The following is a 25,326-nucleotide window of genomic DNA, read 5'->3' as shown; positions in this document are numbered from 1 at the left end:
GAGAACACAGCCATGCCAAGAGACCCCAAACACCCGCGCGCCCTGCCCGAGCAGTCGGAGTGGACCTTCGACCTGATCGAGCACGCGCACGAAGAAATCCGCCGTGTCGCCAAAAAATTCGGCCTCGACACCTACCCCAACCAGCTCGAAATCATCACCGCCGAGCAAATGATGGATGCCTACACCTCGGTCGGGATGCCCGTTTCCTATAACCACTGGTCGTTCGGCAAGCATTTCCTGTCCACGGAAAAAAGCTACAAGCGCGGCCAGATGGGCCTGGCGTACGAGATCGTCATCAACTCGAACCCCTGCATCGCCTACCTGATGGAAGAAAACAGCCTGACCATGCAGGCGCTGGTGATTGCCCATGCTGCTTACGGGCATAACTCCTTCTTCAAAGGCAACTACCTGTTCCGCACCTGGACCGACGCCGACGCCATCGTCGACTATATGGTGTTTGCGAAGAACTACATTGCCGAGTGCGAACAGCGCCACGGCATCGATGCGGTCGAGCTGCTGCTCGATTCCTGCCATGCGCTGCAGAACTACGGCGTGGACCGCTACAAGCGCCCCGCCAAGCTGTCGATGGCGCAAGAAAATGCGCGGCAGAAAGAACGCGAGGAGTACGCCCAGTCCCAGGTCAATGCGCTGTGGCGCACGGTGCCGCGGCGCGACGAGGAAGCGGCCGATGTCGCGATCCCGCGCTTCCCGCCCGAGCCCGAAGAAAACCTGCTGTACTTCATCGAAAAGTACGCGCCCCTGCTCGAACCCTGGCAGCGCGAAATGGTGCGCATCACGCGCAAGATTTCCCAGTACTTCTATCCGCAGCGCCAGACCCAGGTCATGAACGAGGGCTGGGCCACCTTCTGGCACTACACGATTTTGCAGGAACTATATAAAGAGGGCATCGTCGGCGATGGCTTCATGATGGAATTCCTGCAAAGCCATACCAACGTCGTCTACCAGCCGCCCGCCACCAGCCAGTACTACAGCGGCATCAATCCGTATGCGCTCGGCTTTGCCATGATGAGCGACATCCGCCGCATCTGCGAAGAGCCGACCCAGGAAGACCGCGACTGGTTCCCCGCGATTGCCGGCACCGACTGGCGGGTAGCACTCGACTTTGCGATGAGAAATTTCAAGGACGAAAGTTTTATTGCCCAGTACCTCTCGCCGAAGCTGATCCGCGACTTCCACTTCTTCGCCGTGCTCGACGACGACAAGAACGACAAGCTGACCATCTCGGCCATCCACGACGAACGCGGCTACCGCTACGTGCGCCAGCAGCTGGCCGAGCAGTACAACCTGGGCAACCGCGAACCGAACATCCAGGTCTGGCAGGTCAACACGCGCGACGACCGGGCATTGACCTTGCGCCATACCCAGTTCCAGCGCCGCCCGCTCAACCAGCACGCCCAGGAAGTGCTCAAGCACGTGGCGCGCCTGTGGGGCTTCGATGTCCATCTGGACACCGTCGACCCGTCCGGCAACATCCTCAGCAGCCTCGAGTGCAAGCGCGAGAAGCGCAGCCGCGCCTGATCCGCCAGCCGGTGGAAGTCCGGCTGCCGGGCTCCCCACCCGGCCCTACCAGATGAGCGCAACAGAATCGTCCATGTCCGCGCAAAAAAGACTGGTACGCACGCATCAATATGCTATATTGCTGACGTGATGACAGTCATTAGCCAGGCGCATAGCTTGGCGCGCCCGACTGGTCCGGCATCGACGCGATGACGGTCTTGCGGGCGCTGCGCAGCCAGCCTTTCGACAGCAAGTTCCCGGATGCGCAACCGTGGCTTTCAACAGTACGCCCCCCCTCAATGAAACTAGCTATAGTTAGCATAATCGCCACGGCGGGGTCGAATACTATTTGGCGGAGTGTCAGCAAAGTGTAAGAAACAACGGGCTCAATCCATTGTTCCATGCATTTTGTACGTTTTTGCATGCCCTTCAAATTGACGTAGCATTTTAGTATTGCTTTTTTTACCGGAAGATGCAGGTCACGGCTCTAGCGAGGCCTTTGACAATCGTTTTCACGCTCTGAATCGAACCGATTTGGAGCCGTAAAAATGTATGGTAAAAAAAGAATTCGTAGGTATAATTCGCCGACGTCCCGGATGCGGCTCAAGGTCTTGTCGTGTTTTGTGGGTTTAGTAGCAACAAAAAGAGTTGGTATTGGAGAAAGCAGGCATGAATTTTTCGCATGATAAGAACCCCGGGAAGAATTTCACTGGCATTGCGGTCGTTATCGCTATTCACGCATTGGTGGCTTGGGGGATCGTAAGCGGTCTTGGCACCCGCATGGTCACGAAAATGGCTGAAGCAGTGGAAACCAAGATTGTCGAAGAGGTCAAACCTCCTCCGCCGCCGGATGTTCCGCCACCGCCGCCGCCGCCTGAAATGAAGGCGCCTCCGCCTCCATTCATCCCGCCGGTCGAAGTGAACGTACAGCAGCCGCCACCGGTGCAGAACACGATCGCCACGGCGACCAATGTCAAGCCGACCACGACGGAACTGCCACGCCCGACACCCCCAGCGCCTCCTGCACCACCAGCGCCGGCTAATCCAAATCCAGTCCGCATCCCAGCGGTCGCCGATTTCAACACTTGCGCAAAACCGGAGTTCCCAAAAGCTTCCCTGCGTAACGAAGAAACCGGCACGGTAACCTTGTCTTTCCTGATTGGTGTTGACGGTCGCGTCGCCGATTCGAAGATCGTGAAGTCGAGCGGCTTCCGCGATCTGGACAAAGCGGCGCAGGCCGGTATTAGTAAGTGCAGGTTCAAGCCAACCATGGTTGATGGCAAGCCGGAACAAGCGTGGATGCAAATGCAATACGTCTGGACGCTGGATTAAGAACCGAGGCGGCAGTTTAGTCTCACTACTGTGATTTTCGTTGTCATTATGTTCAGCGAACTGATTATTTTATAAATTTGGAGGAAGCATGTTTAAGAATACCCGTTTGTCCGCTGCACTGGCGGCTGTCCTGTTCTCGGTTACAGCAGCTACAGCGCTGGTCTCCGCACCAGCTTTCGCTGACGCTCCTGCTCCAGCGGCAGCCCCTGCGGCAGATGCGGCGGCGCCAGCTCCAGACGCAGCTGCTCCAGCAGCGCCGGCGGCTGAAGCACCAGCGGCTGAAGCACCAGCGGCTCCAGCAGTCAAAGAAGGCGAAAAAGAAGCGGTTCATAACCCGTACGGTATCGAAGCACTGTGGGCAGAAGGCGACTTCGTCTCCAAAGGCACGCTGATCATCCTGTCGCTGATGTCCATGGGTTCGTGGTACATCCTGATCACCAAGCTGATCGACCAGGCCAAGATCTTCAAGCAATCGAAAGAAGCCCAGGCCAAGTTCTGGAAAGCATCGTCGATCGCAGCTGGTTCGGCTACCCTGAAAGAAGGCAGCCCATTCCGCTTCATCGCTGAAACCGGCACCAAGGCAACCAATCACCACGACGGCGCCCTGCTTGAGCAGATCGACCTGTCGACCTGGGTGACGATGTCGATCCAGCGCGCTGTCGACAAAGTTCAATCGCGTCTGCAGGACGGCCTGTCGTTCCTGGCAACCGTTGGTTCGACCGCACCGTTTATCGGTCTGTTCGGTACGGTGTGGGGTATCTACAATGCACTGACCGCCATCGGCATGTCGGGTAACGCATCGATCGACAAGGTTGCAGGTCCAGTGGGTGAAGCGCTGATCATGACCGCGTTCGGTCTGTTCGTTGCGGTTCCTGCGGTTCTGGGTTACAACTGGCTGGTTCGTCGTAACAAGTCGGCCATGGAAGATGTCCGCTCGTTCAGCGCTGACGTTCACTCGGTCCTGATTTCGGGTGCCATGTCGACGAGCGAAGCTGGCCGTGCTGCCGGCGCTAAAAAGATCGGATAATTCACCATGTCCATGAGCGTCGGCTCCGATAGCGGAGAAGAAGATGCAGTCATGTCAGAAATCAACACGACGCCGCTTGTCGACATCATGTTGGTTCTGCTGATTATCTTCTTGATTACGAGCCCGGTGGTTCTGAAACTGCAAAAGATCGCGTTACCTTCGGAAACCAACCAGGCATTGAAACCTAAGCCAACCACGGTGAACATCGTCGTCAATAAAGAAGGCGACATGTACTGGAATCAGACCCGTCTGAACGACACGACCGAGCTGTTCGAGTTCCTGAAAAAGGAATCCGTCAAGCTGCCGCAGCCTGAAGTGCACGTACGCGGCGATCAACAGACGCGTTACGAGTTCATCGGCAAGGTGATCTTCACGGCACAGCGTGCTGGGATTCAGAAGGTCGGCTTTATCACGGAACCACCAGATAAAACTGGCGGCACCCGCTAAGAGCCCTCCTTCGGCAGGGCGCGGGACCAGCGGCACCGGTCCCGCGCCTTGCGGGTTCCAACATTAGAAAAGGAAACATCATGAGTATGAATGTCGGTTCCCCCGCCGCCGGTGCGGATCCGGAACCAATGATGGAAATGAACATGACCCCCTTGATCGACGTTATGTTGGTCTTGATTATCATGTTGATCATCACGATTCCGAAACAGAACCACTCGGTCAACCTGAACATGCCTGTGGGCGCTCCGCCTCCACTCGTATCGACGCCGCCAGTGGTTATCACGGTGGACGTCGACTTCGATGGCACGATTTTGTGGAACAACGAGGTCGTCCCTGACCGCGCTGCCCTGGAAGCGAAGATGAACGCGGTGTCGGCTATGCCGGATGCGGATCAGCCGGAAGTGCACCTGCGTCCGAACAAGCTGGTCGAGTACAAGTATGTTGCCGGCGTCATGGCAACTGCTCAGCGTCTTGGCGTGAAAAAGATCGGCATGGTCGGTAACGAACAGTTCCAATAAGCGCTATTGCTAATTGACGATACGGCAGGGTAAACCTGCCGTTTCGCTTTTGATTGAAAGATTCCCAATGATCAAGTTTCGTCTCGCACACCTCGGCCTCGCCATGGCCGCTCTTGGCTTTACCGCAGCAACGCCCGTCCTCGGTCTGTCCACTGCATATGCAGCTGAAGCCGTGCGCGCGGAAATCGGCGGTCCTTTGCAGGCTGCCCAGAAAATGATGCAAGCCGGACGCGCCAAGGATGCGCTGAACGAACTGCGCAAGCTCGACGGCAAAAACCCGACCGCCAATGAGCAATACCTGATCGAACGCGTGCGCGCTGCCGCCGCCTCGACCGCCGGCGACTACGATATGGCCGCCCGCTCCTTCGAAAAACTGATCGACTCGGGCAAACTGTCCGCCAGCGAACGCGCCAATTTCTCCGAAGGCTTGATCGGCATTTACATGCGCGCCAAGGAATTCGGCAAGGCCAACGCCGCCATCCAGCGTTCGCTCAAGGAGCGCGACGACCCGAAGCTGCGCGCCTACCTGATCCAGAATCACATGGCGATGGGTAACGTCGCCGAAGCCACCAGGCTGCTCGAAGCGGACCTGCGCGCCGCCGAAAAAGCCGGCCGCACCCCGCCGGAAGAAGCGCTGCAATGGATGGCTAACCTGCAGAACAAGAGCGGCGACAAGGTAGGCTATGTGGCGACGATCGAAAAACTCGCCGCCCACTATCCGAAGGCGAGCTACTGGGCCGACCTGCTCAACCGCATCGTCAGCAAACCTGGCTTCGCCGACCGCCTGCGCGTCGACGTCTCGCGCCTGCAACTGGCCAACAACCTGCTGAAAAAGCCGAGCGAATACATGGAACTGGCCCAGCTGGTCCTGCGCGACGGCGCCGCTGCGGAAGCGGTCAAGATCGTCGACAAGGGCTACAAGGCAGGCATCCTCGGGGTGGGCGCCGACGCGCCGCGTCACCAGCGCCTGAAAGACCTGGCCGACAAAACCCTGGCCGAGTTCAACAAGAACCTCGCCACCACCGAAGCATCGCTGGAGAAGGTCGCCGATAACGACGGTCTGGTGAGCCTGGGCTACGCCATGGTGCAAGCCGGCCAGGCCGACAAGGGTCTGGCGCTGATGGAAAAAGCCATCGCCGCCGGTAACCTCAAGCGTCCGGAAGACGCCAAGCTGCGCCTGGGCCAGGCCTACGCCGCCGCCGGCAAGAAAGCCAAAGCCATCTCCACCCTCAAAACGGTGGGCGGCAAGGACGGCACGGCCGAACTGGCACGCTACTGGATCATGGCCATCAACCATCCAATGACTTGATCGGCACTGCGACAACGTAGTCTCCTGAAAGCGCTGTCTGCATCTTGCAGGCAGCGCTTTTTAGCTTTGAACGTATAATCGCTGTTTCGATTATGTTGGCCTGTTCATGCACAGTCATCCCAAGAGCACCCTATGAAGGTTTTTCGCGGACTTCCCAACGACCGGGCGCGCGCGCCCTGCGCGCTCACGATCGGTAACTTCGACGGTGTCCATCGCGGCCACCAGGCATTGCTGGCGCGCGTGTGCGCCGCCGCTTCCGACCTGGGACTGGAAGCGGCCGTGATGACGTTCGAGCCGCATCCGCGCGAATTTTTCGCGCGCCGCGCCGGCGACCTGTCGAAAGCCCCGAACCGCATCGCCAACCTGCGCGACAAGCTGCAGTCGCTCTCGAACGCCGGCATCGACCGCGTCATCGTCGAACACTTCAACGAACACTTCGCCGCCATTTCGCCCCAGGATTTTGTGGAACGCGTGCTGGTCGAGGGCCTGCACGTCAAGTGGCTGATGGTCGGCGACGATTTCTGCTACGGCGCGCGGCGCGCCGGCAATGTCGCCATGCTGGTCGAAGCGGGCAAGCGCCACGGCTTTCATGTCGAGACCCTGCCCACCGTGATGCACGGCGCCCAGCGCATTTCCTCGTCGGCCGTGCGCAGCGCGCTGGCCGCGGGCGACTTCGGCCAGGCCGGCCAGCTGCTCGGCCACCCGTACGCCATGTCGGGCCACGTGATCCACGGCCAGAAGCTGGGCCGCACGCTCGGCTTCCCCACGCTTAATTTGCGCGTGGCGCACCGCCCTGCCCTGTCGGGCATTTTCATCGTCCAGGTGCATGGCCTCGGGCCCGAGCCGCTGCCCGCCGTGGCCAGCCTGGGCGTGCGCCCCACCGTCGACGACAGCGGCCGCGTGCTGCTCGAAGTGCACGTGTTCGACTTCGCCCAGTCCTGCTACGGCAAGATGGTGCGCGTCGAATTCCTGGAAAAGATACGCGACGAAGAAAAATACACCGACCTGGCCACCCTGACCGCCGCGATCGCGCGCGACAGCGACCGGGCGCGCGCCTGGTTCGCGCGGCGCGCCGCCGCCCTGACCGCCACCGACCGAATTTGACGCCGCACCCGCAGCCCGCTGCCACCTGCGTCACAATCGAAGACACCCAGATACACCTCCTTGAAGAAAAATATGTCCGACAATAGCCAAACCAGCAAACCAGAGCAGAACCAGCAAGCCCCACAGGCCGCCAAAAAAGACGGGAAAAAGGAAGCCAAGCCGGTCAGCAAATACCCGGTCAACATGACCGACACCCCGTTCCCGATGCGCGGCGACCTGGCCAAGCGCGAACCGGGCTGGGTCAAGCAATGGCAGGACAAGAAAATCTATGAGCGCGTGCGCAAGGCGGCCAAGGGCCGTCCGATGTTCGTGCTGCACGACGGCCCGCCGTACGCCAACGGCGACATCCACCTCGGCCACGCGGTCAACAAGATCCTGAAAGACATGGTCGTCAAATCGCGCGGCATCGCCGGTTTCGACGCGCCCTACGTGCCGGGCTGGGATTGCCACGGCATGCCGATCGAAATCCAGATCGAAAAACTGCACGGCAAAAACCTGCCGACCGCGGACGTGCTGGCCAAGGCACGCGCCTACGCGCTCGAACAGGTCGACCGCCAGCGCGCCGGCTTCATTCGCCTGGGCGTGCTCGGTGAATGGGACAACCCCTACCTGACCATGGCCTTTCGCAACGAGGCCGATGAACTGCGTTCGCTCGGTACCCTGCTCGACAAGGGCTATGTGTACCGCGGCCTGAAACCGGTGAACTGGTGCTTCGATTGCGGCTCGGCCCTGGCCGAAGCGGAAGTCGAATACCAGGACAAGCGCGATCCGGCCATCGACGTCGGCTTCCCGTTCGCCCAGCACGACAAACTGGCCGCCGCGTTCGGCCTGCCCGCGCTGCCGGCCGGCGATGGTTTCATCGTCATCTGGACCACCACGCCATGGACCATTCCGTCCAACCAGGCGCTCAACGTCAATCCGGAAGTGAGCTACGCGCTGGTCGAAACCACGCGCGACGGCAAGCCGCTGCTGCTCATCCTGGCGGCCGACCTGGCCGAGTCCTGCCTGCTGCGCTACAAACTCGAAGGCAAGGTCGTCGCAACGTGCCTGGGCCAGGCGTTCGACGGCATCGCGTTCAAGCACCCGCTGCACGCGGACGATGCGTTTTTCGACCGCCTCTCGCCGATGTACATGGCCGATTACGTCACCACCGAAAGCGGCACCGGCGTGGTCCACTCGGCGCCTGCCTACGGCCTGGACGACTTCATTTCGTGCAAGGCGCACGGCATGAAGGATGACGAGATCCTCACCCCGGTGATGGGCGACGGCCGCTTCGCCTCGACCCTGCCGCTGTTCGGCGGCCTGACCATCTGGGAAGCGTCGAAACCGATCTGCGCCGCGCTGACCGCTGCCGGCGCGCTGTTCGAGCTGAAGATGTTCGACCACAGCTACATGCACTGCTGGCGCCACAAGACCCCGATCGTCTACCGCGCCACTTCGCAGTGGTTCGCCGGCATGGACGTCACGCCGAAAGACGGCGGCCCGACCCTGCGCGAGACGGCCCTCAAGGGCATCACCGAAACCCGCTTCTTCCCGGACTGGGGCCAGGCGCGCCTGCACGGCATGATCGAAAACCGTCCCGACTGGACCCTGTCGCGCCAGCGCCAGTGGGGCGTGCCGATGGCCTTCTTCCTGCACAAGGAAACCGGCCAGCTGCACCCGCGCACGCCGGAGCTGCTCGAGCAAATCGCCAAGCTGTTCGAAGAGCGCGGCATCGATGCCTGGCTCGATATCGAACCGAAGGACCTGCTGGGCATTGAGGCCGACATGTACGTCAAGAACAAGGACACGCTCGACGTCTGGTTCGATTCCGGCTGCACCCACCAGACCGTGCTGCGCGGCTCGCACGCGGCCCAGTCGCACTTCCCGGCCGACCTGTACCTGGAAGGCTCGGACCAGCACCGCGGCTGGTTCCATTCCTCGCTGCTGACATCGTCCATGCTCAATGGCTGCCCGCCGTACAAAGCGCTGCTCACGCACGGCTTCACGGTCGACGCCGAGGGCAAGAAGATGTCCAAGTCGCTCGGGAACACGATGGCGCCGCAAAAAATCTCCGACACCCTGGGCGCCGACATCCTGCGCCTGTGGGTCGCCTCGACCGACTACACGGGCGAACTGTCGATCTCCGAAGAGATCCTGAAGCGCGTGACCGAATCGTACCGCCGCATCCGCAACACCCTGCGCTTCCTGCTGGCGAACACCTCCGACTTCGACCACGCCAAGCACGCGCTGCCGACGGCCGACCTGCTCGAGATCGACCGCTACGCCATCGCCGCCATGGCCGCGCTGCAGAACGATATCGCCAGCCACTACGAACGCTACGAGTTCCACCCGGTCGTCTCCAAGCTGCAGAACTACTGCTCGGAAGACCTGGGCGGCTTCTACCTCGACATCCTCAAGGACCGCCTGTACACGTCGGCCGTCGATTCCGCGGCGCGCCGTTCGGCCCAGACCGCGCTGTGGCACATCACGCAAAGCCTGCTGCGCGTGATGGCGCCGATGCTCAGCTTCACCGCCGAGGAAGCGTGGGCCGTGTTTGCCGACGCCGGCGCCTTTGCCGCCAGCGACGAAACCATCTTCACGCAAACGTTCTGGACCCTGCCCGAGGTGGCCGACGGCGCCGCCCTGCTGGACAAATACACGACCTTGCGCGCGGTGCGCACCGACGTCACCAAGCAGCTGGAAGAATTGCGCGTCTCGGGCGCCATCGGCTCGTCGCTGCAGGCGGAACTGACCATCAAGGCCAGCGGCGACAAATACCGCCTGCTGGCCAGCCTGGACGACGACCTCAAATTCGTCTTCATCACCTCGCAGGCCCAGGTAGCCGAAGTGGCCGACGATGCCGGCGAAGCGATCGTGGTGGCCGCCTCCGCCGCGCCGAAATGCGAGCGTTGCTGGCATTATCGCGCCGACGTCGGCAGCCACGCCGAGCACGCGGGCCTGTGCGGCCGCTGCTTCAGCAATTTGTTCGGCAGCGGCGAGAAGCGCGCCTTCGCATAAACAACAACACGACACCACCCCATGGCAACCAAAAAGAAACAGCTGTTCTCGTCCACGCCGCAAGGCGGCTCCGGCATGATGCCTTGGCTGGGCATCGCGGCCATCGTCATCCTGATCGACCAGCTGACCAAGATCGCGATCCAGAAGACCTTCGTGTTCCGCGAGGAGAAGGTCATCACGTCCTTCTTCAACCTGACGCTGACGTACAACAAGGGCGCCGCATTCGGCCTGTTGGACGACCAGCCGGGCTGGCAGCGCTACTTCTTTACCATCGTCGGGGTGCTGGCGGTCGGCTTCATCGTCTACCTGTTGAAGCGCCATGCCGGCCAGCGCCTGTTTTGCTGGGCGCTGGCCCTGATCATGGGCGGCGCCATCGGCAACGTGATCGACCGCGTCGCCTACGGTCACGTGGTCGATTTCCTGCTGTTCTACCTCAACGGTGTCGGCAGCTTCCCCGTCTTTAACGTGGCCGATTGCGCCATCTGCCTCGGCGCAGGCCTGTTCATCTACGACGAACTGCGGCGCGTGAACCGGCAATAAGGAGAAAGCGCATGTCGATGGACCTGAAGGGTAAAAAAATCGTGCTCGGCCTCTCGGGCGGGGTGGCTTGCTACAAGGCGGCGGACCTGTGCCGCGCGCTCATCAAGCAGGGCGCCTCGGTCCAGGTGGTCATGACCGACGCCGCCACCCACTTCATCACGGCGGTGACGATGCAGGCCTTGTCGGGCCATCCGGTCCACACCGACCAGTGGGATGCGCGCGTGGCCAACAACATGGCCCACATCGACCTCACGCGCGGAGCCGATGCGATCCTGATCGCTCCCTGCTCGGCCGACTTCATGCGCAAACTGGCGCACGGCGTGTGCGACGACCTGCTCTCGACCCTGTGCCTGGCGCGCCCGCAGCGCGTGCCGCTGCTGGTCGCCCCGGCCATGAACGTCGAGATGTGGGAAAACCCCGCCACGCGCCGCAATGCCGCCCAGCTGCGCGCGGACGGCATTTGCATCTTCGGCCCCGCCGCCGGCGAACAGGCCTGCGGCGAAACGGGCCTGGGCCGCATGCTGGAACCCGCCGACCTGCTCGACGAAGTCATCGCCTCGTTCCAGGCAAAGGTCCTGGCGGGCAAGCGCGTGCTGATCACCGCCGGACCGACCTTCGAAGCGATCGATCCGGTACGCGGCATCACCAATCTGTCGTCCGGCAAAATGGGTTACGCGATTGCCCGCGCCGCGCGCGAAGCGGGAGCCGACGTCACCCTCATCTCCGGCCCGACCGCGCTGGCCACGCCGCACGGCGTGCGCCGCACCGACGTACAAAGCGCGCGCCAGATGCATGACGCCGTGATGAACGCCGTCGGCGGCCAGCATGTGTTCATCAGCGTGGCGGCGGTGGCCGACTGGCGCGTGGCCAACGCCAGTGCGCAGAAAATGAAAAAGCAGGACGACGGCGCCACGCCCAGCCTGCAGTTCGAACAGAATGCCGACATCCTCGCCTCGGTTGCCGCCACCACGTCCGTTTCGGGCTGGCCGTACTGCGTCGGCTTTGCCGCCGAATCGGAGAACCTGGTCGAATACGGCGCCATCAAGCGCGAGAAAAAAGGCATCCCCCTTTTGGTCGGCAATATCGGCCACCAGACCTTCGGCCAGGACGACAACAGCATCATGCTGTTCGACGACCAGGGCCACACCGTACTGCCGCGCGCCGACAAGCTCACGCTGGCGCGCCAGCTCATTTCAGAAATCGCAAAGCGCATCGAACAGCGCTCCCTGCTCAAGTAAAAAGCACCCGCACCATGAAAACCATCGACGTCAAAATCCTCGACCCGCGCATGAAGGACCAGCTGCCGGCCTACGCCACTCCGGGCAGCGCCGGGCTTGACCTGCGCGCCTGCATCGACCAGCCGATCACCATCGAAGCCGGCGCCACCGTGCTCATTCCGACCGGGCTGGCGATTCATGTGAGCGACCCCGGTTACGCCGCCATGATCCTGCCGCGCAGCGGCATGGGTCACAAGAACGGCATCGTGCTGGGGAATCTGGTAGGCTTGATCGACTCCGACTATCAGGGACAACTGATGGTATCGACCTGGAACCGCGGACAGAACGCCTTCACGCTCAACCCCATGGAGCGCCTGGCGCAATTGATCGTGGTGCCGGTGGTGCAGGTCGGATTTAACATCGTCGACGATTTCGACACGAGCGAACGCGGTGCGGGCGGTTTCGGCAGCACCGGAAAACACTAATTTGGAGAAGTCTATGGCCCGCTTCACTGGTCTGCGTCCGGCTGTGCCGGCACTGTGTATTGCGCTGCTGCTGGCGGCGTGCACCACGCCCGGCCCCGTGACGGATACACCGCCAACGCCGCTGCCGCAACAGCCGGTGGAGCCACCCGCGCGCACGATTACGCCGCGCCTCGCGGCTGCCGCCGAGGCGCTCACCAGGATGGCGGCCATGCAGGAACGCCTGTACCGGATCGCCGCGCCGCTCCTGATCAACAACGCCGACTTGTGCAAGGCATCCACGCGCAACCTGCTCGGCTTCACCGCGCGCAACCGCTACTGGTATCCGGGCGAATACAACGAGGCGGCCGGCATTGCCTTCGACATGGGTGAACGCCTGCAGGTGACGGGCGTACTGGCCGGCAGCGGCGCTGCGCGCGCCGGACTGCGGCGCGGCGACAACCTCATTTCCGCCAGCGGCAAGGCACTGCCGGTCGGCCCCAACGCATCGAGCACGGTCGGCGCGGTATTCGGCCCCCTGGTCGCCAGCCAGGCCAGCCTGGCACTGCAGATCGAGCGTGACGACAAGACGCGCGAACTGACCGTTCCGGTCACGCGCGCCTGCGGTTTCGCCATCGAACTGGGGAACGCCGACAACGTCAATTCCTACGCCGACGGCTCGCGCGTCCTGGTCACGCGCGGCATGCTGCAGTTTGCCAAGAGCGACGAAGAAATCGCGTACCTGCTGGCCAAGGGCATGGCGCATAACATCCTGGGCCATGCCACGTCGCAGCGCAGCGTCGGCACCATCGGCAGCATCATCGACAACCTGACCAACGTGCGGCCGGATACGTCGATGCTGATCGGCAGTGGCGGCATCAAGGCCATGCCGCCCGAACTCGACGCCGCCGCCGACCAGCTCAGCATGTACCTGCTGGTGCGCGCCGGTGTCGGCATCGATGGCGCCCCGGCGTTCTGGAAGCGCCTGGCGGCGACCTATCCAGCCACGGTATTGAATGGTTATGTCGCCAACCACCCGGGTACTGCCGCGCGCCTGGCCGCGATCGACAAGGCCACGGCCGACATCCGGGCCAAGCAGGCCGCGAAAAAAACGGTCGCCCCATGAAAAAGCTGCTGTTCGCCTTCTTGTTCGTCCCCCTGCTGGCGCACGCCGCGCAGTGGGTGAAGGTCGGATCGGCCGCGGGCAGCCAGTCGTACATCGACAAGAGCAGCATTATCCGCAGCGACAAGAGCTACAAGGTGTGGTCGCTGGTGTCGTACGCGAAGGAGCAGGCCACGCCGGAAGGCACGCCGTACCTGTCGATGAAGGCCCTGCATCTGTATTCATGCGCCGACCGCACCACCACCTTGCTCAGCCAGGTGTACTACGCCGAGGCGATGGGCAAGGGGCCGGTCTCGCAAAACTTCAAGTACGAAAAATTCGCGCCGGAAGACATCGTGCCCGACAGCGTGTCGGACGGCGCGCTGCAGGTGATCTGCAAGCGCAAGAAGCGATAGCGCGTTCAGCTCGGGAAATCCGGGAAGTAAGTTCCCATCACCCACGTCAGCACGCCGCAAAAAACCACCACCGCCACCAGCACGATCAGCAAACGCCCGAACTTCGGCGAGCCATCGTCATTTTTTGTATCATTGCTCATCTTCCCACCACCATGTGCTCGATTCAGGAGCGCCAGTATATTCGATTCAATGGACAGCATAGACCTGGAAGTATTAAAGACCGCCTCTGCGTGGATCGCCGCCGGCCGGCGCTGCGAATTGATCACGGTGATCAAGACCTGGGGGTCGAGCCCGCGCCCGATCGGCGCCACGCTCGCCATTTGCGACGATGGCCGCGTGGTCGGCTCGGTCTCCGGCGGCTGCATCGAAGATGACCTGATCGAGCGTGTGCGCCGGCTCGGCATCACGCGCACCATTCCCGAGGTGGTCAGCTACGGCATCAGCGCCGACGAAGCGCACCGTTTCGGCCTGCCCTGCGGCGGCACCATCGAACTGGCGATCGAGCCGTTATCCAGCGCCAGCGCCATCGACGAACTGCTTGCGCGCCTTGAAGCGCACGAACTGCTGGCGCGACGGCTCGACCTGGCCACCGGCGCGGTCACGTTGACGGCGGCGCAGGCCGGCGCGGCGCAGCTGCTGGCCGATGGCGTGCTGACCACCGTGCACGGTCCGCGCTGGCGCCTGTTCATCATCGGCGCCGGCCAGCTCTCGCGCTTTCTCGCGCAGATCGCCACGGCGATGGATTACCACGTCACTGTGTGCGATCCGCGCGAAGAATACCGCTCCGGCTGGAATCTGCCGGGCGTGCAACTGGTGCACACGATGCCGGACGACCTGGTGCTCGAGTCGCGCCTGGATCACCGCAGCGCCGTGGTGGCGCTCACGCACGACCCCAAGCTGGACGACCTGGCGCTGATGGAAGCGCTCAAGTCCGATGCGTTTTACGTGGGGGCGATCGGCTCGCGCCTGAATAATGCCAAGCGGCGCGAGCGGCTCAGGGAGTTCGATCTGACTGACGGCCAGCTGGCGCGCCTGCATGGGCCGATCGGTCTGTACATCGGCAGCAAGACACCCTCGGAGATCGCCATTTCGATCCTGGCCGAGCTCACCGCCGTCAAGAACGGCGTGCCGGCCGAACTGCAGGTACGCCACGCGGCGGCGCTGGAGCCGGCCGGCACCGGGGTGTGCGCGCCGGTGCTGATGTAACAGCAAGCGTAATCGCAAGAAGCGGGTTTCCCGCACAGCGCCGGCGCTGGACAATGCCGCTTCGTTACACAGCGCGACGGGCGCACCGGGAATCCATCCATGAACACAGCCAATCTGCTTCGCCTGATCGTCCTCGCCGCCATCTGGGGCAGTTCCTTTCTCTTCATGCGGATCGCCGCGCCGGTGCTCGGGCCGGCCGTGCTGATCGAATACCGGGTCGCCTTCGCCGCCGTATTCCTGGCCATCGTCGGCGTGATCCTCAAGAAGCGCCTCGACCTGGCCGCCAACTGGAAGCACTACCTGATCCTCGGCTTCATCAACTCCGCCCTGCCCTTTCTGCTGTTCGCCTTTGCCGCGCGCACCTTGTCGGCCTCCGTGCTGTCGGTGCTGAACGCCACCGCGCCGATGTGGGGCGCGCTGATCGGCGCACTCTGGTCGCGCCAGGCCATCGCCGGCAAGCAGGTACTCGGCCTGGTGCTCGGCACCTGCGGCGTGGCCCTGCTGGTCGGCTTCGACGACGTCACCGCGCGTCCCGGCGCGCCGCTCGCCATCGCGGCGGCCCTGCTGGCCGCCTTCTGCTACAGCGTGGCCAGCACCTACGCCAGGTCGGCCAAAACCGTCGAACCGTACGCCAACGCGCACGGCAGCATGTGGGCCGCCACCGTCCTGGTGATTCCGGCGCTGCCGTTTTTTCCCGCTCCGGCCGCGCCGACGCCGGGCATCATGGCCGCCGCGCTCGCGCTGGGCGTGCTTTGCAGCGGCATCGCCTACATCATGTACTTCAAGCTGATACAGCAGGTCGGCCCGACTTCCGCGCTGACGGTCACCTTCCTCAGTCCCCTGTTCGGCATTTTGTGGGGCGTGCTGTTTTTATCCGAACACGTGGGCTGGCACACCGTTGCCGGCGCCGCCGTGGTCATCGCCGGCACGGCGCTGGTGACCGGATTCACGCCGTTCGGCGCACGTGCTATCGTTGCGCCCTCTCCCAACAGCAAATAGGCAGCCGCTTGCAGACGTCGATCCCCCTTCCGGCGCTTTACCGCAGCGCCGACATCCTGGCCTTCCACAGCCGCGACACCGAAGCGGTGGCCGAACAGGTCGAGCCGGGGCGCATCCGCAAGGGCGTGATGATCGGCGGCGTGCCGGTGTTGCTCGACATCGTCCTCGGCGCCGGCGTGGCGCACTGCACGGTGCGGGCCGACGGCCCCCTGACGCCCGATGATCGGCGCCAGATCGACGACGCCCTGCTTAACATCCTGGCGCTGCGCATCGACCCGGCGCCCTTCCTGGCGGCGGTAGCCGGCGACCCGCTGCTGGGGCCCGTGGCGCAGCGCCAGCCCGGTTTGCGCATCGTGCAGTCGGCCACGATTTTCGAGGCGCTGACCTGGGCCATCATCGGCCAGCAGATCAACCTGACCTTCGCCATTGCGCTGCGCCGCACCTTCATCTTGCAGGCCGGGCGGCAGCACAGCAGCGGCTTGTGGTGCTATCCGGAGGCGCGCGACGTGGCACGCCTCGATGCCGGCGATCTCACCACCCGCAAATTCTCGCGCTCCAAGGCTGACACGCTGCTGCGACTTGCGCACCTGGTCGACAGCGGCGAACTGACGCTCGATCGCAGCAATGATGCGGCCCGGGTGGCGGCCTCGCTGCTGGCCGTGAAGGGCATCGGCCCCTGGACCGTCAACTACGCCCTGCTGCGCGGCTACGGCTACGCCGATTGTTCGCTGCATGGCGACGTGGCGATCCGCGCGGCGTTCCAGCATCTGCTGGGCGAAGACGCCAAGCCGGACATGGCGCGCACCGAAGCGCTGCTGGCGCGCTATGCACCGCACCGCACCATGGCCGCGGCCCACCTGTGGGCCAGCCTGCATCCGCGCGGCGACCAACAAGCCGCTTGACCCTGACGTCACGTCAGACTCCACACTGTGCTTACGCATGAAGACAAGGAGTGATTCGATGAAGTTAAAAATAGGCGAGCTGGCGAAACGGTCTGGATTGACGGTGCGCGCGCTTCATCATTACGACAGCATCGGCCTGCTCTCCCCTTCGGCGCGTTCCGACGCCGGCTACCGCCTGTACAACCGCGACGACATCGCCCGCCTGCACCAGGTGCAGGCACTGCGCCGTTTCGGCGTGTCGCTGGCCGACATCGGAACCTTCCTGGCCAATCCGGGCGCGAGCCTGTCGACCATCGTGGAGCAGCAGATCGCCGCGCTGACCCGACAGATCGACCAGGCCGGCATCTTGCGCGGGCAGCTGGCAACGCTGCACCGTGAACTCGATGCCGGCGTGGAGCCCGACCTGGCCGCGTGGCTCACTACTCTGGAGTTGATGACGATGGTCGATACTTATTTTTCAAAAGAAGAACTGAAACAGCTGCCATTTTTCGCCGGCGACGCCGCCTGCATCGCCGAGTGGGATGCGATGGTGGCGCGCTTCAGGCAGATGATCGCCGCCGGCACGCCGCCGGCGGCCGTCGAAGCGCAAACGCTGTCGCAGGAATGGATGCTCAAGATGGAACGCGACACCAACGGCGACCCCGATGTCATGGTGCGCATTCTCGCCATGCAGGCGCGCGAGCCGGCCATGCGCCAGCAGAATGGCGTCACGCCCGAGGTCGAGGCGTATCTCAAGGAAGCGTTCGCGCAGTCGCGCCTGGCGATGTTCAAAAAATACCTGTCGCCCGAAGAGTTTGCGTTCATGGATGCGCACTACCGCATCCGCATGGACGAGTGGCCCGGGCTGATCGCGCGGGTGCGCAAGGCGATTGCGAGCGGCGCCGCACCGGCCGATCCGCAGGTGCGGCAGTTGATGCGCGAGTGGATCGACTTGTCGCAATCGTTCGCCGGCGACGATCCCGCCACCCACGCGAAAGTCCGCGTCGCTTACGAGAAGGAGCCGCTGCTGATGATCGGCAGCTGGATCACCGATGAAATGAAGGCGTACATCGGGCAGGCCATGGCGGCGTTGCATCAGCATTCCTGAGCTAGCGCGCTCGATCATCTGATAAGGCGATGTTCTTGTCCAACCTCAACAGACAAGAACATCGTCCACCTCCGCGTGCACAAGGCTGATAAATTGGGAAGTTCCGAATTGATTGGCGCCCGGCACCTCGTCCGGAGGCACTCATGAGTAACACCGTTTATTGGCGCGTTCAAGGATGCCTTACCAATCACCTTGACGTGATATCACACGGAGGTGATACTTGAATGCGCGAATAAAGCCCTCGATTCAGCCCCCGGACAAGTGGGTGATGTCTCTACATGAAGAATTTCAACACGAGTTCATGCAACTGGATGACGACATCAAGGACGAATTATTGGCTGCTGCAAGGGCCATCGAGATTGCGGGCCCGAAACACGGCAGGCCCTTGGTCGATACCTTAAAGCAATCGGCATATGACAACATGAAGGAAATTCGTTTCACGTCCCCGGATGGGACACAAATCTGGCGTGCCGCATTTGCTTTCGATCCCGAACGTAGAGGAGTGATCCTGGCTGCCGCAAACAAGCAGGGCAAAAACGAAAAATTGTTCTACAAAAAACTGACTGCTTTAGCCGATGCGCGTTTTGGCTCACACCTGAAAGCCTTGGCCAAGAAAGAGAAGGAGAAATGATATGGGAAAATCCATCGCTGAATTGATGAGTACTCTTCCACCAGAGCGCACGAAGGCCATCGAGTCCAAAGCACAGAAGTACGCGGACAATATGATTGCTCAAGCTGACTCACTGGAAGTTTTACGCAAAGCGGTCGGGCAGACCCAAGCGCAAATAGCCAAGACATTGGGCATTCAGCAAAATGCGGTATCCCAACTGGAAAAACGAACAGATATCTACGTTTCCACGCTTCAACGTTACGTGAATGCTTTAGGAATGGATCTGGAGATCACGCTGCTTAGTAAAGAAGGCAAGAGAATTCCCCTGCCAAATTTTCATCCCTGGACGGATATGGTGCCTGCGGATGCCCCCGCACCTGGCAAGCTTCCGCTGAAACCACAGAAAAGAAATGCGGCGACGGCCAAGACGGTAGCGGCGACAACCACCAAGAAAAAAACCGCCGCCTGAGCTGGCGTCTGTCTGAGGCGCATCCTGACCTGCATGGACGCCAGCGCACATACCGAACCCGCAAAAGCGAAAGCCGCTGATTCCTGTAAGAGAATCAGCGGCTTGCTGTATTTGGTTGCGGGGACAGGATTTGAACCTGTGACCTTCGGGTTATGAGCCCGACGAGCTGCCAGACTGCTCCACCCCGCGTCTGTATGTAGCTATTATAGGGGGCTTTTCGTAATTAGGCAATATTAATCCAATCAAGGCGTGCGATAGGGCTGAGCCGAACGCGGCTGCAGGGGCGTCAGGCCCGGTTTACCCTCTGCGCGAACCGCATTGGCCCGGCAATCGGTGTAAAGTAAGCGAAAATCATTCTTCCCATTCCCTATGAAATTTTGTTCCGAGTGCGCCCATCCCGTCGACCTGCTCATCCCCGAGGGCGATAACCGTCCACGCTTTGTCTGCAAGCAATGCACGGCGATTCACTACCAGAACCCCAAACTCGTCGTCGGCTCCATTCCCGTCTGGCAACCTGAAGGCGAAGAGGTCCGCGTGCTGCTCTGCAAGCGCGCCATCGAACCGCGCCACGGTTTCTGGACCTTGCCGGCCGGCTTCATGGAAAACAGCGAAACGACGGCCGAGGCCGCCGTGCGCGAAACCGAAGAGGAAGCCGGCGCCGACATCGACATCGGCAGCCTGTTCAGCCTGTTGAACGTGGCCCAGGTGCACCAGGTCCATCTGTTCTACCTGGCCCGCCTGCGCAGCCTGGACTTCGCTCCCGGCATCGAAAGCCTGGACGCGCGCATGTTCGCCGAGCACGAGATTCCTTGGGAGGAACTGGCCTTCCCCACCATCCGCAAGACGCTGGAACTGTTTTTCGCCGATTGCGCCCGGATGCGCGAAGGCGGCGGCTTCGGCTTTCACACGCACGACATCGTGCGCCCGATGCGTATCTCCAGCGATCCAGACTGAGCCATGATCCCCTGGCTTGAAACCCATTCGCCGTTTCCCGACGTCTCCGAAGCGCTCACCTCCGACGCGCCGGGCTTGCTGGCGGCCGGCGCCGACCTCTCGCCCGAGCGCCTGCTGAGCGCCTACCGGCACGGCATCTTTCCCTGGTTTTCCGAAGGCCAGCCCATCCTGTGGTGGAGTACCGATCCGCGCATGGTGCTGATGACGGCCGATTTTCGCATCAGCGACAGTCTGCGCAAGTCCCTGCGCCGGGTCGGGCGCAGCATGGAAGAAGGCGGGCGCTGGCAGGTACGCTTCGACAGCGCGTTCGAGGACGTGATGCGCGCCTGCGCCGCCCCGCGCAAGGATGGTCCGGGCACCTGGATTTCGGACGAGATCATCGCCGGCTATACCGGCCTGCACGCGATGGGCTACGCCCACTCGTCCGAGCTCTGGCTCGATGGCGAATTGGTCGGCGGCGCCTATGGCGTGTGCATAGGACGCATGTTTTACGGCGAATCGATGTTCGCGCGCGTGACCGACGGCTCCAAGATCGCGCTGGCATGGCTGGTCGCCTTTTTGCGCAGACAGGGCGTGACCATGATCGACTGCCAGCAGGAGACCGGCCACCTGGCCTCGCTGGGCGCCGCCCCCATCCCGCGCGCCGCGTTTCTGGCGCATTTGCGCGACGCGATCGCCAAACCGGGCATCGCCGAATGGAAACCGGGATCGCCATTTACACAGACGCGGTAAACAGCGTAAAGTTTCGCTACAATAGATAACAAGGAAGCAACCAGGGCCACCGATCGCAACCACGCCGTATCGAAAGCGACTGCATGACGCACTTAAACGACCTGCCTTTCTCGACGCTGCAGTTCTACACCACAGCGCCCTACCCGTGCAGCTACCTCGACGCCCGGCAGGCGCGCTCGCAAGTGGCCACCCCTTCGCACCTGATCAACGCCGACGTCTACTCCGAACTGGTCAAAAATGGCTTCCGGCGCAGCGGCATCTTCACCTACCGTCCTTACTGCGACGGCTGCAATGCCTGCATCCCGGTGCGCGTGCGCGCCGCCGAATTCGCGCCCAGCCGCGGCCAGCGGCGCGCGTGGACCCGCCATGCGGGACTGGTGGCCACGGTCGCCAACCTGAGTTTTTCGGACGAACACTACGCGCTCTACCTGCGCTACCAGACCACGCGCCATGTCGGCGGCGGCATGGACCAGGACAGCCGCGACCAGTACGCGCAGTTTTTGCTGCAAAGCCGGGTCAACACGCGCCTGGTGGAGTTTCGCGATCCCGAGGACGGCGTGCTGCGCATGGTCTCGATCATCGACGTGCTCTCCGACGGCCTGTCGTCGGTGTACACGTTTTTCGATCCCGACGTACCCGGCGCCTCCTTCGGTACCTACAACGTGCTGTGGCAGATCGCCCAGGCCAGCGAACTGAAACTGCCCTTCGTGTATCTGGGCTACTGGATCGAGCAAAGTCCCAAGATGGCCTACAAGATCAACTTCCGCCCGCTCGAAGCGCGCATCGACGGCATCTGGAGCCTGCTGAACCGATAGCAGCTTGTGGGCGGGCGGCGCCGGCACACGGTAAAATGCCGGAACCCGCACCAACCCGAGCACTCCATGTCCCAGAAACTGCTGTATGCCTTAGGTCGTCCCCTGCTGTTCGCGCTCAAGCCCGAGACGGCGCATAACGTCACCCTGCCCGCCCTGCGCAATGCCGCCGCCATCGGCCTGACCGGTCTGATGAAAAAGCCCGCGCCCGACCCGCGCACCGTCATGGGCATCACCTTCCCCAACCCGGTCGGCCTGGCGGCGGGGCTGGACAAGGATGGCGCCTACATCGACGGCCTGTCGGCGCTCGGTTTCGGTTTCATCGAAGTGGGCACCGTCACGCCCAACGCCCAGCCGGGCAATCCCAAGCCACGCATGTTTCGCATCCCGGCCAGGCGCGCCGTGATCAACCGCATGGGCTTTAACAATGGCGGTGTCGACGCCTTTGTGGCCAATGTGCAGGCGTCGAAGTTTTACCAGGATAAGCGCGGCGTGCTTGGCCTGAACATCGGCAAGAACGCCAGCACGCCGATCGAAAACGCGGTCGACGATTATCTGCACTGCCTCGAAAAAGTATACCCGTACGCCAGCTACGTGACGGTCAATATCTCCTCGCCCAATACCGCCAACCTGCGCCAGCTGCAGGGCGCCTCGGAACTGGACGCGCTGCTCATGCGGCTCAAGGATGCGCAACTGCGCCTGGCCGACCAGCACAAGCGCTACGTGCCGCTGGCGCTCAAGATCGCACCGGACGTCGACGGCGACCAGATCAAGGATATCGCCGCGGCCCTGCTGCGCCACAAGATCGACGGCGTCATCGCCACCAATACCACGCTCAGTCACCGCCTGGTCGACCGCATGCGGCACGGCCAGGAGACCGGCGGCGTGTCGGGCGAACCGGTGTACGACCTGTCGAACATCGTCATCCGCGCGCTGCGCCAGGAACTGGGCGACGCGCTGCCGATCATCGGCGTGGGCGGCATCATGCGCGGCGCCGATGCGAAAGAGAAGATCAGTCTCGGCGCCTCGCTGGTGCAGCTGTACACTGGCCTGATCTATCAAGGACCGGGCCTGATCCGCGAATGCGCGCAAGCCCTTCGACCATAAGGAACGCACCATGATCAAGACCAGGCTCGGACGCACGCCGCTCGAGGTATCCAGGATCTGCCTCGGCACCATGACCTTCGGCGAGCAAAACAGCGAGGCCGATGCGCACAGCCAGCTCGATTACGCGCTCGAGCGCGGCATCAATTTCGTCGACACCGCCGAAATGTATCCGGTCATGCCGCGTCCCCAGACGCAGGGCGACACCGAGCGCTTTATCGGCAGCTGGCTGAAAAAGAGCGGCAGGCGCGGCGAGATCGTATTGGCCACCAAGGCGGCCGGGCCGAATCCGAACCTGCACTGGGTCCGCGAAGGAAAGCAGAATCTCGACGCCGCCAGCCTGCGCACGGCGGTGGAAGACAGCCTGCGGCGCCTGCAGACCGACCATATCGATTTGTACCAGCTGCACTGGCCGAGCCGGAATGTGCCGGTTTTTGGCGCAACCGCGTTCGACCCGGCCAAGGAGCGCGAAGCCATTCCGGTCGAAGAGACGCTGGCCGCCCTGGGAAGCCTGATCGACGCTGGAAAGATCGGGCATATCGGCCTGTCGAACGAGAGCGCATGGGGCGTGAGCGAATTTGTCAAGCAGGCCGACATGCGCGGCTTGCCGCGCATCGCCAGCGTCCAGAATCTGTACAACCTGACCGCGCGCAGTTTCGAGACCAGTCTGATGGACGAGACCTGCTACCGCGAGGATGTCGGTTTGCTGGCCTACAGTCCACTGGCGTTCGGGCAGTTGAGCGCGAAGTACCTGGATGATCCCAAGGCCAGTGGACGGCTGACGATTTTTCCGGCGTCGTGGAGCCCGCGCTATCTGCGCGCGCCGGTGCTGGCGGCGGTGAAGGAGTACGCGGCGCTGGCGCGCGCGAATGGCATGACGCCGACGCAGATGGCGCTCGCATGGTGCTATTCGCGCTGGTTCGTGGCCTCGACCATCGTCGGCGCGACCAGCCTGGCCCAGTTGAAGGAAAATATCGATGCGATGTCGGTGACATTGACCCCGGAAGTGGTGGCCGGGATCGACGCGATCCACGCGCGCATTACCAACCCGGGCGCGTGATCGCCCCGTCGCTGCGTCACGGCATGCAGCGGTATATGAGCTGGTTCAGGCGTCGCGGGCGCGCTCGATCAGCGCAGCCTTGTCCCTGACCAGGTTCGCCGGGCGGCCCGATTCAAGAAAGACCTTCAAGTCGCATAAGACGATGCTGAAACCCTCGGTGGCGTTCACTATCTGATCCATTGCGTCGTCACCCCCGAAACCGCGGACCTCGACGCCGACAACGGTCATGCCGCCCTGCTCCGCCAGGCTGATGTCCACGAACAGGCCGCTCCCGGTCCACGTGAACGCAATGTGGCGCGGCCGCTCGAATGCAGTCACGTTCACGCATTCGCTGGCGCCCGCAACCATGAACTGCCATGCCACCTGGGCGCCGGGACCGAGCGGAGCGCTGGCAGATTTCAACCAGAAACTTGTGATGCGGTCAGGCTGGACGAAAGCGTCGAAGGCTTGCGTCGCGGTGCAGCGAATCGGCATTTTTGCCCTGGCAACTAGCTCAACCATAGGAATCTCCTTGAAGGGATACGCCTTGTGCGCGGGTAGACATTTTACGCCGCTCTCACCGGACGAGCAGCAAGGCCGCTCACACCAGGGCGGCACCCGGCGGGAACGACGCTATGCAGCCAGTATCGCGACCTGCCGCAGCCCCCCTCGAAAAACTCGTACTGCCCGGATTTTCCGTGAACACGCACTGCTTTTCCGTTTTTCCGGCGTGTACACGCTACATATTGACCTTGCTGGGACGGCGCTGAAAGGGCCGCGCGCAAGCGTCCCACTCAAGCAAAAGATCAGGCTTCCATCCTTTTCAGAAAATCCAGGGCTTCCTCGATCTCCGAAGGGCAGTAGGTACTCCAATGAGGATGCCCTTTAAGCCACTCAACAAAATGGACCAGGCATGTCACTTGCAGCCTGCTCAATGCCGAGAGGTGAACCCTGGTCTCGGCCTCGAACTTCTCCAATGGAGCGAGGCTATACAGAAGGAACTCCGTCTCCGTTTGATTGTACCCGGCCTCTGATGCGAGGCAGAACGGCAGGTAGTGAGGAAGCGCCCACGCCCACCCCTTCGCTGACAACGACGACAGTTCCCGATGGAGAACCCAGATAACCGCGCCTCCAACGGGTTCCCCCCTGAATTTATCAAGGTCTCGCGCGAGGTAATCGCAGTGGAAGCACCCTTCTCGATGAAAGCGAAGATCTGATTTCCTAGGCATTTTGACCGGCGGAAAGGCGAGTCTGATTTCAGCGAGAAGCGCCTCGGTTGTCATGTATTGGTAGCGTGCAGCGAGTCGTTGCTGTTCATCACGGGAAAAGGATTGCATCGTTACTCAGTTCATGGACTGTGGAAGTGTCGGCAAGCGACACCATTCGACTTGAAAAACGATGTTGGAACATTGGCTGCTACT

27 protein-coding genes and 1 tRNA gene are annotated in these 25,326 nt (G+C 62.3%); 24 read left to right on the top strand and 4 right to left on the bottom strand.

The window, feature by feature from the left end; translation table 11 throughout:
• Positions 1 to 12: 12 nt before the first annotated feature.
• The 13 genes from RBA41_RS12495 to RBA41_RS12435 all read left to right on the top strand — a co-directional run bounded on the left by RBA41_RS12495 (position 13) and on the right by RBA41_RS12435 (position 13,991).
• Positions 13 to 1,539 (top strand): SpoVR family protein, encoded by a 1,527-nt coding sequence (locus RBA41_RS12495; RefSeq protein ID WP_306624204.1) that lies wholly within the window; start codon positions 13 to 15, stop codon positions 1,537 to 1,539.
• 648 nt (positions 1,540 to 2,187) lie between these two features.
• On the top strand, positions 2,188 to 2,850 hold the full coding sequence (locus RBA41_RS12490; protein ID WP_306624202.1) for an energy transducer TonB: 663 nt from the start codon (positions 2,188 to 2,190) through the stop codon (positions 2,848 to 2,850).
• 88 nt (positions 2,851 to 2,938) lie between these two features.
• Positions 2,939 to 3,877, top strand: coding sequence for a MotA/TolQ/ExbB proton channel family protein (locus RBA41_RS12485; protein ID WP_306624200.1), 939 nt, complete (start codon positions 2,939 to 2,941; stop codon positions 3,875 to 3,877).
• 6 nt (positions 3,878 to 3,883) lie between these two features.
• The gene (locus RBA41_RS12480; protein ID WP_099875535.1) at positions 3,884 to 4,324 is read left to right on the top strand and encodes an ExbD/TolR family protein; all 441 of its coding nucleotides are present in this window, start codon (positions 3,884 to 3,886) and stop codon (positions 4,322 to 4,324) included.
• An 80-nt stretch (positions 4,325 to 4,404) separates the two neighbouring features.
• Entirely contained in the window at positions 4,405 to 4,842 is a 438-nt protein-coding gene (locus RBA41_RS12475) for an ExbD/TolR family protein (RefSeq protein ID WP_306624198.1), read from the top strand.
• Between the two features lie 67 nt (positions 4,843 to 4,909).
• A complete protein-coding gene (locus RBA41_RS12470; RefSeq protein ID WP_306624196.1) occupies positions 4,910 to 6,151 on the top strand; it encodes a tetratricopeptide repeat protein in 1,242 nt (413 codons plus the stop codon).
• A gap of 132 nt (positions 6,152 to 6,283) precedes the next feature.
• Positions 6,284 to 7,255, top strand: coding sequence for a bifunctional riboflavin kinase/FAD synthetase (locus RBA41_RS12465; RefSeq protein ID WP_306624194.1), 972 nt, complete (start codon positions 6,284 to 6,286; stop codon positions 7,253 to 7,255).
• Between the two features lie 72 nt (positions 7,256 to 7,327).
• Positions 7,328 to 10,255 carry an isoleucine--tRNA ligase gene (ileS, locus tag RBA41_RS12460; protein ID WP_306624192.1) on the top strand — a complete coding sequence of 976 codons (2,928 nt, stop codon included), beginning with the start codon at positions 7,328 to 7,330 and terminating at the stop codon, positions 10,253 to 10,255.
• Positions 10,256 to 10,276: 21 nt separating this feature from the next.
• Positions 10,277 to 10,795, top strand: coding sequence for a signal peptidase II (lspA, locus tag RBA41_RS12455; protein WP_306624190.1), 519 nt, complete (start codon positions 10,277 to 10,279; stop codon positions 10,793 to 10,795).
• 17 nt (positions 10,796 to 10,812) lie between these two features.
• Positions 10,813 to 12,033 (top strand): bifunctional phosphopantothenoylcysteine decarboxylase/phosphopantothenate--cysteine ligase CoaBC, encoded by a 1,221-nt coding sequence (gene coaBC / locus RBA41_RS12450; protein WP_306624288.1) that lies wholly within the window; start codon positions 10,813 to 10,815, stop codon positions 12,031 to 12,033.
• A gap of 14 nt (positions 12,034 to 12,047) precedes the next feature.
• Positions 12,048 to 12,497 (top strand): dUTP diphosphatase, encoded by a 450-nt coding sequence (dut, locus tag RBA41_RS12445; RefSeq protein ID WP_166896677.1) that lies wholly within the window; start codon positions 12,048 to 12,050, stop codon positions 12,495 to 12,497.
• 13 nt (positions 12,498 to 12,510) lie between these two features.
• A complete protein-coding gene (locus RBA41_RS12440; protein ID WP_306624188.1) occupies positions 12,511 to 13,599 on the top strand; it encodes a M48 family metallopeptidase in 1,089 nt (362 codons plus the stop codon).
• Complete coding sequence (locus RBA41_RS12435; RefSeq protein WP_306624186.1) at positions 13,596 to 13,991, top strand: surface-adhesin E family protein; 396 nt, start codon at positions 13,596 to 13,598, stop codon at positions 13,989 to 13,991. The genes RBA41_RS12440 and RBA41_RS12435 overlap by 4 nt, the downstream gene beginning before the upstream one ends.
• Before the next feature lie 5 nt (positions 13,992 to 13,996).
• On the opposite strand, the gene RBA41_RS12430 is transcribed toward RBA41_RS12435, so the two are convergent.
• Complete coding sequence (locus tag RBA41_RS12430; RefSeq protein WP_267876238.1) at positions 13,997 to 14,131, bottom strand: hypothetical protein; 135 nt, start codon at positions 14,129 to 14,131, stop codon at positions 13,997 to 13,999.
• A gap of 49 nt (positions 14,132 to 14,180) precedes the next feature.
• On the opposite strand from RBA41_RS12430, the gene RBA41_RS12425 reads away from it, so the two are divergent.
• From RBA41_RS12425 to RBA41_RS12400, 6 genes are all read left to right on the top strand, one after another.
• Entirely contained in the window at positions 14,181 to 15,197 is a 1,017-nt protein-coding gene (locus RBA41_RS12425; protein ID WP_306624184.1) for an XdhC family protein, read from the top strand.
• A 99-nt stretch (positions 15,198 to 15,296) separates the two neighbouring features.
• Positions 15,297 to 16,196, top strand: a complete 900-nt coding sequence (locus RBA41_RS12420; RefSeq protein WP_306624181.1) for a DMT family transporter — start codon at positions 15,297 to 15,299, stop codon at positions 16,194 to 16,196.
• 8 nt (positions 16,197 to 16,204) lie between these two features.
• A complete protein-coding gene (locus RBA41_RS12415) occupies positions 16,205 to 17,098 on the top strand; it encodes a DNA-3-methyladenine glycosylase family protein (RefSeq protein ID WP_306624179.1) in 894 nt (297 codons plus the stop codon).
• Positions 17,099 to 17,156: 58 nt separating this feature from the next.
• On the top strand, positions 17,157 to 18,185 hold the full coding sequence (locus RBA41_RS12410; protein WP_306624177.1) for a MerR family transcriptional regulator: 1,029 nt from the start codon (positions 17,157 to 17,159) through the stop codon (positions 18,183 to 18,185).
• Positions 18,186 to 18,486: 301 nt separating this feature from the next.
• A complete protein-coding gene (locus RBA41_RS12405) occupies positions 18,487 to 18,816 on the top strand; it encodes a type II toxin-antitoxin system RelE/ParE family toxin (RefSeq protein ID WP_306624175.1) in 330 nt (109 codons plus the stop codon).
• A 1-nt stretch (position 18,817) separates the two neighbouring features.
• Positions 18,818 to 19,264 carry a helix-turn-helix domain-containing protein gene (locus RBA41_RS12400; protein ID WP_306624173.1) on the top strand — a complete coding sequence of 149 codons (447 nt, stop codon included), beginning with the start codon at positions 18,818 to 18,820 and terminating at the stop codon, positions 19,262 to 19,264.
• A 112-nt stretch (positions 19,265 to 19,376) separates the two neighbouring features.
• On the opposite strand, the gene RBA41_RS12395 is transcribed toward RBA41_RS12400, so the two are convergent.
• A tRNA-Met gene (locus RBA41_RS12395) sits at positions 19,377 to 19,453 on the bottom strand.
• A gap of 180 nt (positions 19,454 to 19,633) precedes the next feature.
• On the opposite strand from RBA41_RS12395, the gene RBA41_RS12390 reads away from it, so the two are divergent.
• The 5 genes from RBA41_RS12390 (at position 19,634) to RBA41_RS12370 (ending at position 23,926) form a co-directional block, all read left to right on the top strand.
• Positions 19,634 to 20,218 (top strand): NUDIX hydrolase, encoded by a 585-nt coding sequence (locus RBA41_RS12390; RefSeq protein WP_306624171.1) that lies wholly within the window; start codon positions 19,634 to 19,636, stop codon positions 20,216 to 20,218.
• Between the two features lie 3 nt (positions 20,219 to 20,221).
• On the top strand, positions 20,222 to 20,950 hold the full coding sequence (aat, locus tag RBA41_RS12385) for a leucyl/phenylalanyl-tRNA--protein transferase (RefSeq protein ID WP_306624169.1): 729 nt from the start codon (positions 20,222 to 20,224) through the stop codon (positions 20,948 to 20,950).
• Between the two features lie 83 nt (positions 20,951 to 21,033).
• Positions 21,034 to 21,765: an arginyltransferase gene (locus tag RBA41_RS12380; protein WP_306624167.1), complete on the top strand. Its 732-nt coding sequence runs from the start codon at positions 21,034 to 21,036 to the stop codon at positions 21,763 to 21,765.
• 66 nt (positions 21,766 to 21,831) lie between these two features.
• A complete protein-coding gene (locus RBA41_RS12375; RefSeq protein ID WP_306624165.1) occupies positions 21,832 to 22,869 on the top strand; it encodes a quinone-dependent dihydroorotate dehydrogenase in 1,038 nt (345 codons plus the stop codon).
• A gap of 10 nt (positions 22,870 to 22,879) precedes the next feature.
• Complete coding sequence (locus RBA41_RS12370) at positions 22,880 to 23,926, top strand: aldo/keto reductase (RefSeq protein ID WP_306624163.1); 1,047 nt, start codon at positions 22,880 to 22,882, stop codon at positions 23,924 to 23,926.
• Between the two features lie 45 nt (positions 23,927 to 23,971).
• Here the strand turns inward: RBA41_RS12370 and RBA41_RS12365 are convergent, their stop codons facing one another.
• Together RBA41_RS12365 and RBA41_RS12360 are read right to left on the bottom strand one after the other, a co-directional pair.
• On the bottom strand, positions 23,972 to 24,400 hold the full coding sequence (locus tag RBA41_RS12365) for an SRPBCC domain-containing protein (RefSeq protein WP_306624161.1): 429 nt from the start codon (positions 24,398 to 24,400) through the stop codon (positions 23,972 to 23,974).
• Between the two features lie 311 nt (positions 24,401 to 24,711).
• Positions 24,712 to 25,242 (bottom strand): hypothetical protein, encoded by a 531-nt coding sequence (locus RBA41_RS12360; RefSeq protein WP_306624159.1) that lies wholly within the window; start codon positions 25,240 to 25,242, stop codon positions 24,712 to 24,714.
• Positions 25,243 to 25,326 lie beyond the last annotated feature (84 nt).

Source organism: Massilia scottii (genome assembly GCF_030846495.1).
GTDB classification, from domain to species: Bacteria; Pseudomonadota; Gammaproteobacteria; order Burkholderiales; family Burkholderiaceae_D; genus Telluria_A; species Telluria_A violaceinigra.
This window is presented reverse-complemented; position numbering and strand designations above follow the sequence as displayed.

Bases quoted from the DNA above. Each gene is read 5' to 3' on its own strand.
- RBA41_RS12495 (WP_306624204.1), top strand. From the start codon at position 13: ATGCCAAGAGACCCCAAACACCCGCGCGCCCTGCCCGAGCAGTCGGAG.
- RBA41_RS12490 (WP_306624202.1), top strand. From the start codon at position 2,188: ATGAATTTTTCGCATGATAAGAACCCCGGGAAGAATTTCACTGGCATT.
- RBA41_RS12485 (WP_306624200.1), top strand. From the start codon at position 2,939: ATGTTTAAGAATACCCGTTTGTCCGCTGCACTGGCGGCTGTCCTGTTC.
- RBA41_RS12480 (WP_099875535.1), top strand. From the start codon at position 3,884: ATGTCCATGAGCGTCGGCTCCGATAGCGGAGAAGAAGATGCAGTCATG.
- RBA41_RS12475 (WP_306624198.1), top strand. From the start codon at position 4,405: ATGAGTATGAATGTCGGTTCCCCCGCCGCCGGTGCGGATCCGGAACCA.
- RBA41_RS12470 (WP_306624196.1), top strand. From the start codon at position 4,910: ATGATCAAGTTTCGTCTCGCACACCTCGGCCTCGCCATGGCCGCTCTT.
- RBA41_RS12465 (WP_306624194.1), top strand. From the start codon at position 6,284: ATGAAGGTTTTTCGCGGACTTCCCAACGACCGGGCGCGCGCGCCCTGC.
- ileS (WP_306624192.1), top strand. From the start codon at position 7,328: ATGTCCGACAATAGCCAAACCAGCAAACCAGAGCAGAACCAGCAAGCC.
- lspA (WP_306624190.1), top strand. From the start codon at position 10,277: ATGGCAACCAAAAAGAAACAGCTGTTCTCGTCCACGCCGCAAGGCGGC.
- coaBC (WP_306624288.1), top strand. From the start codon at position 10,813: ATGGACCTGAAGGGTAAAAAAATCGTGCTCGGCCTCTCGGGCGGGGTG.
- dut (WP_166896677.1), top strand. From the start codon at position 12,048: ATGAAAACCATCGACGTCAAAATCCTCGACCCGCGCATGAAGGACCAG.
- RBA41_RS12440 (WP_306624188.1), top strand. From the start codon at position 12,511: ATGGCCCGCTTCACTGGTCTGCGTCCGGCTGTGCCGGCACTGTGTATT.
- RBA41_RS12435 (WP_306624186.1), top strand. From the start codon at position 13,596: ATGAAAAAGCTGCTGTTCGCCTTCTTGTTCGTCCCCCTGCTGGCGCAC.
- RBA41_RS12430 (WP_267876238.1), bottom strand. From the start codon at position 14,131: ATGAGCAATGATACAAAAAATGACGATGGCTCGCCGAAGTTCGGGCGT.
- RBA41_RS12425 (WP_306624184.1), top strand. From the start codon at position 14,181: ATGGACAGCATAGACCTGGAAGTATTAAAGACCGCCTCTGCGTGGATC.
- RBA41_RS12420 (WP_306624181.1), top strand. From the start codon at position 15,297: ATGAACACAGCCAATCTGCTTCGCCTGATCGTCCTCGCCGCCATCTGG.
- RBA41_RS12410 (WP_306624177.1), top strand. From the start codon at position 17,157: ATGAAGTTAAAAATAGGCGAGCTGGCGAAACGGTCTGGATTGACGGTG.
- RBA41_RS12405 (WP_306624175.1), top strand. From the start codon at position 18,487: ATGCAACTGGATGACGACATCAAGGACGAATTATTGGCTGCTGCAAGG.
- RBA41_RS12400 (WP_306624173.1), top strand. From the start codon at position 18,818: ATGGGAAAATCCATCGCTGAATTGATGAGTACTCTTCCACCAGAGCGC.
- RBA41_RS12390 (WP_306624171.1), top strand. From the start codon at position 19,634: ATGAAATTTTGTTCCGAGTGCGCCCATCCCGTCGACCTGCTCATCCCC.
- aat (WP_306624169.1), top strand. From the start codon at position 20,222: ATGATCCCCTGGCTTGAAACCCATTCGCCGTTTCCCGACGTCTCCGAA.
- RBA41_RS12380 (WP_306624167.1), top strand. From the start codon at position 21,034: ATGACGCACTTAAACGACCTGCCTTTCTCGACGCTGCAGTTCTACACC.
- RBA41_RS12375 (WP_306624165.1), top strand. From the start codon at position 21,832: ATGTCCCAGAAACTGCTGTATGCCTTAGGTCGTCCCCTGCTGTTCGCG.
- RBA41_RS12370 (WP_306624163.1), top strand. From the start codon at position 22,880: ATGATCAAGACCAGGCTCGGACGCACGCCGCTCGAGGTATCCAGGATC.
- RBA41_RS12365 (WP_306624161.1), bottom strand. From the start codon at position 24,400: ATGCCGATTCGCTGCACCGCGACGCAAGCCTTCGACGCTTTCGTCCAG.
- RBA41_RS12360 (WP_306624159.1), bottom strand. From the start codon at position 25,242: ATGCAATCCTTTTCCCGTGATGAACAGCAACGACTCGCTGCACGCTAC.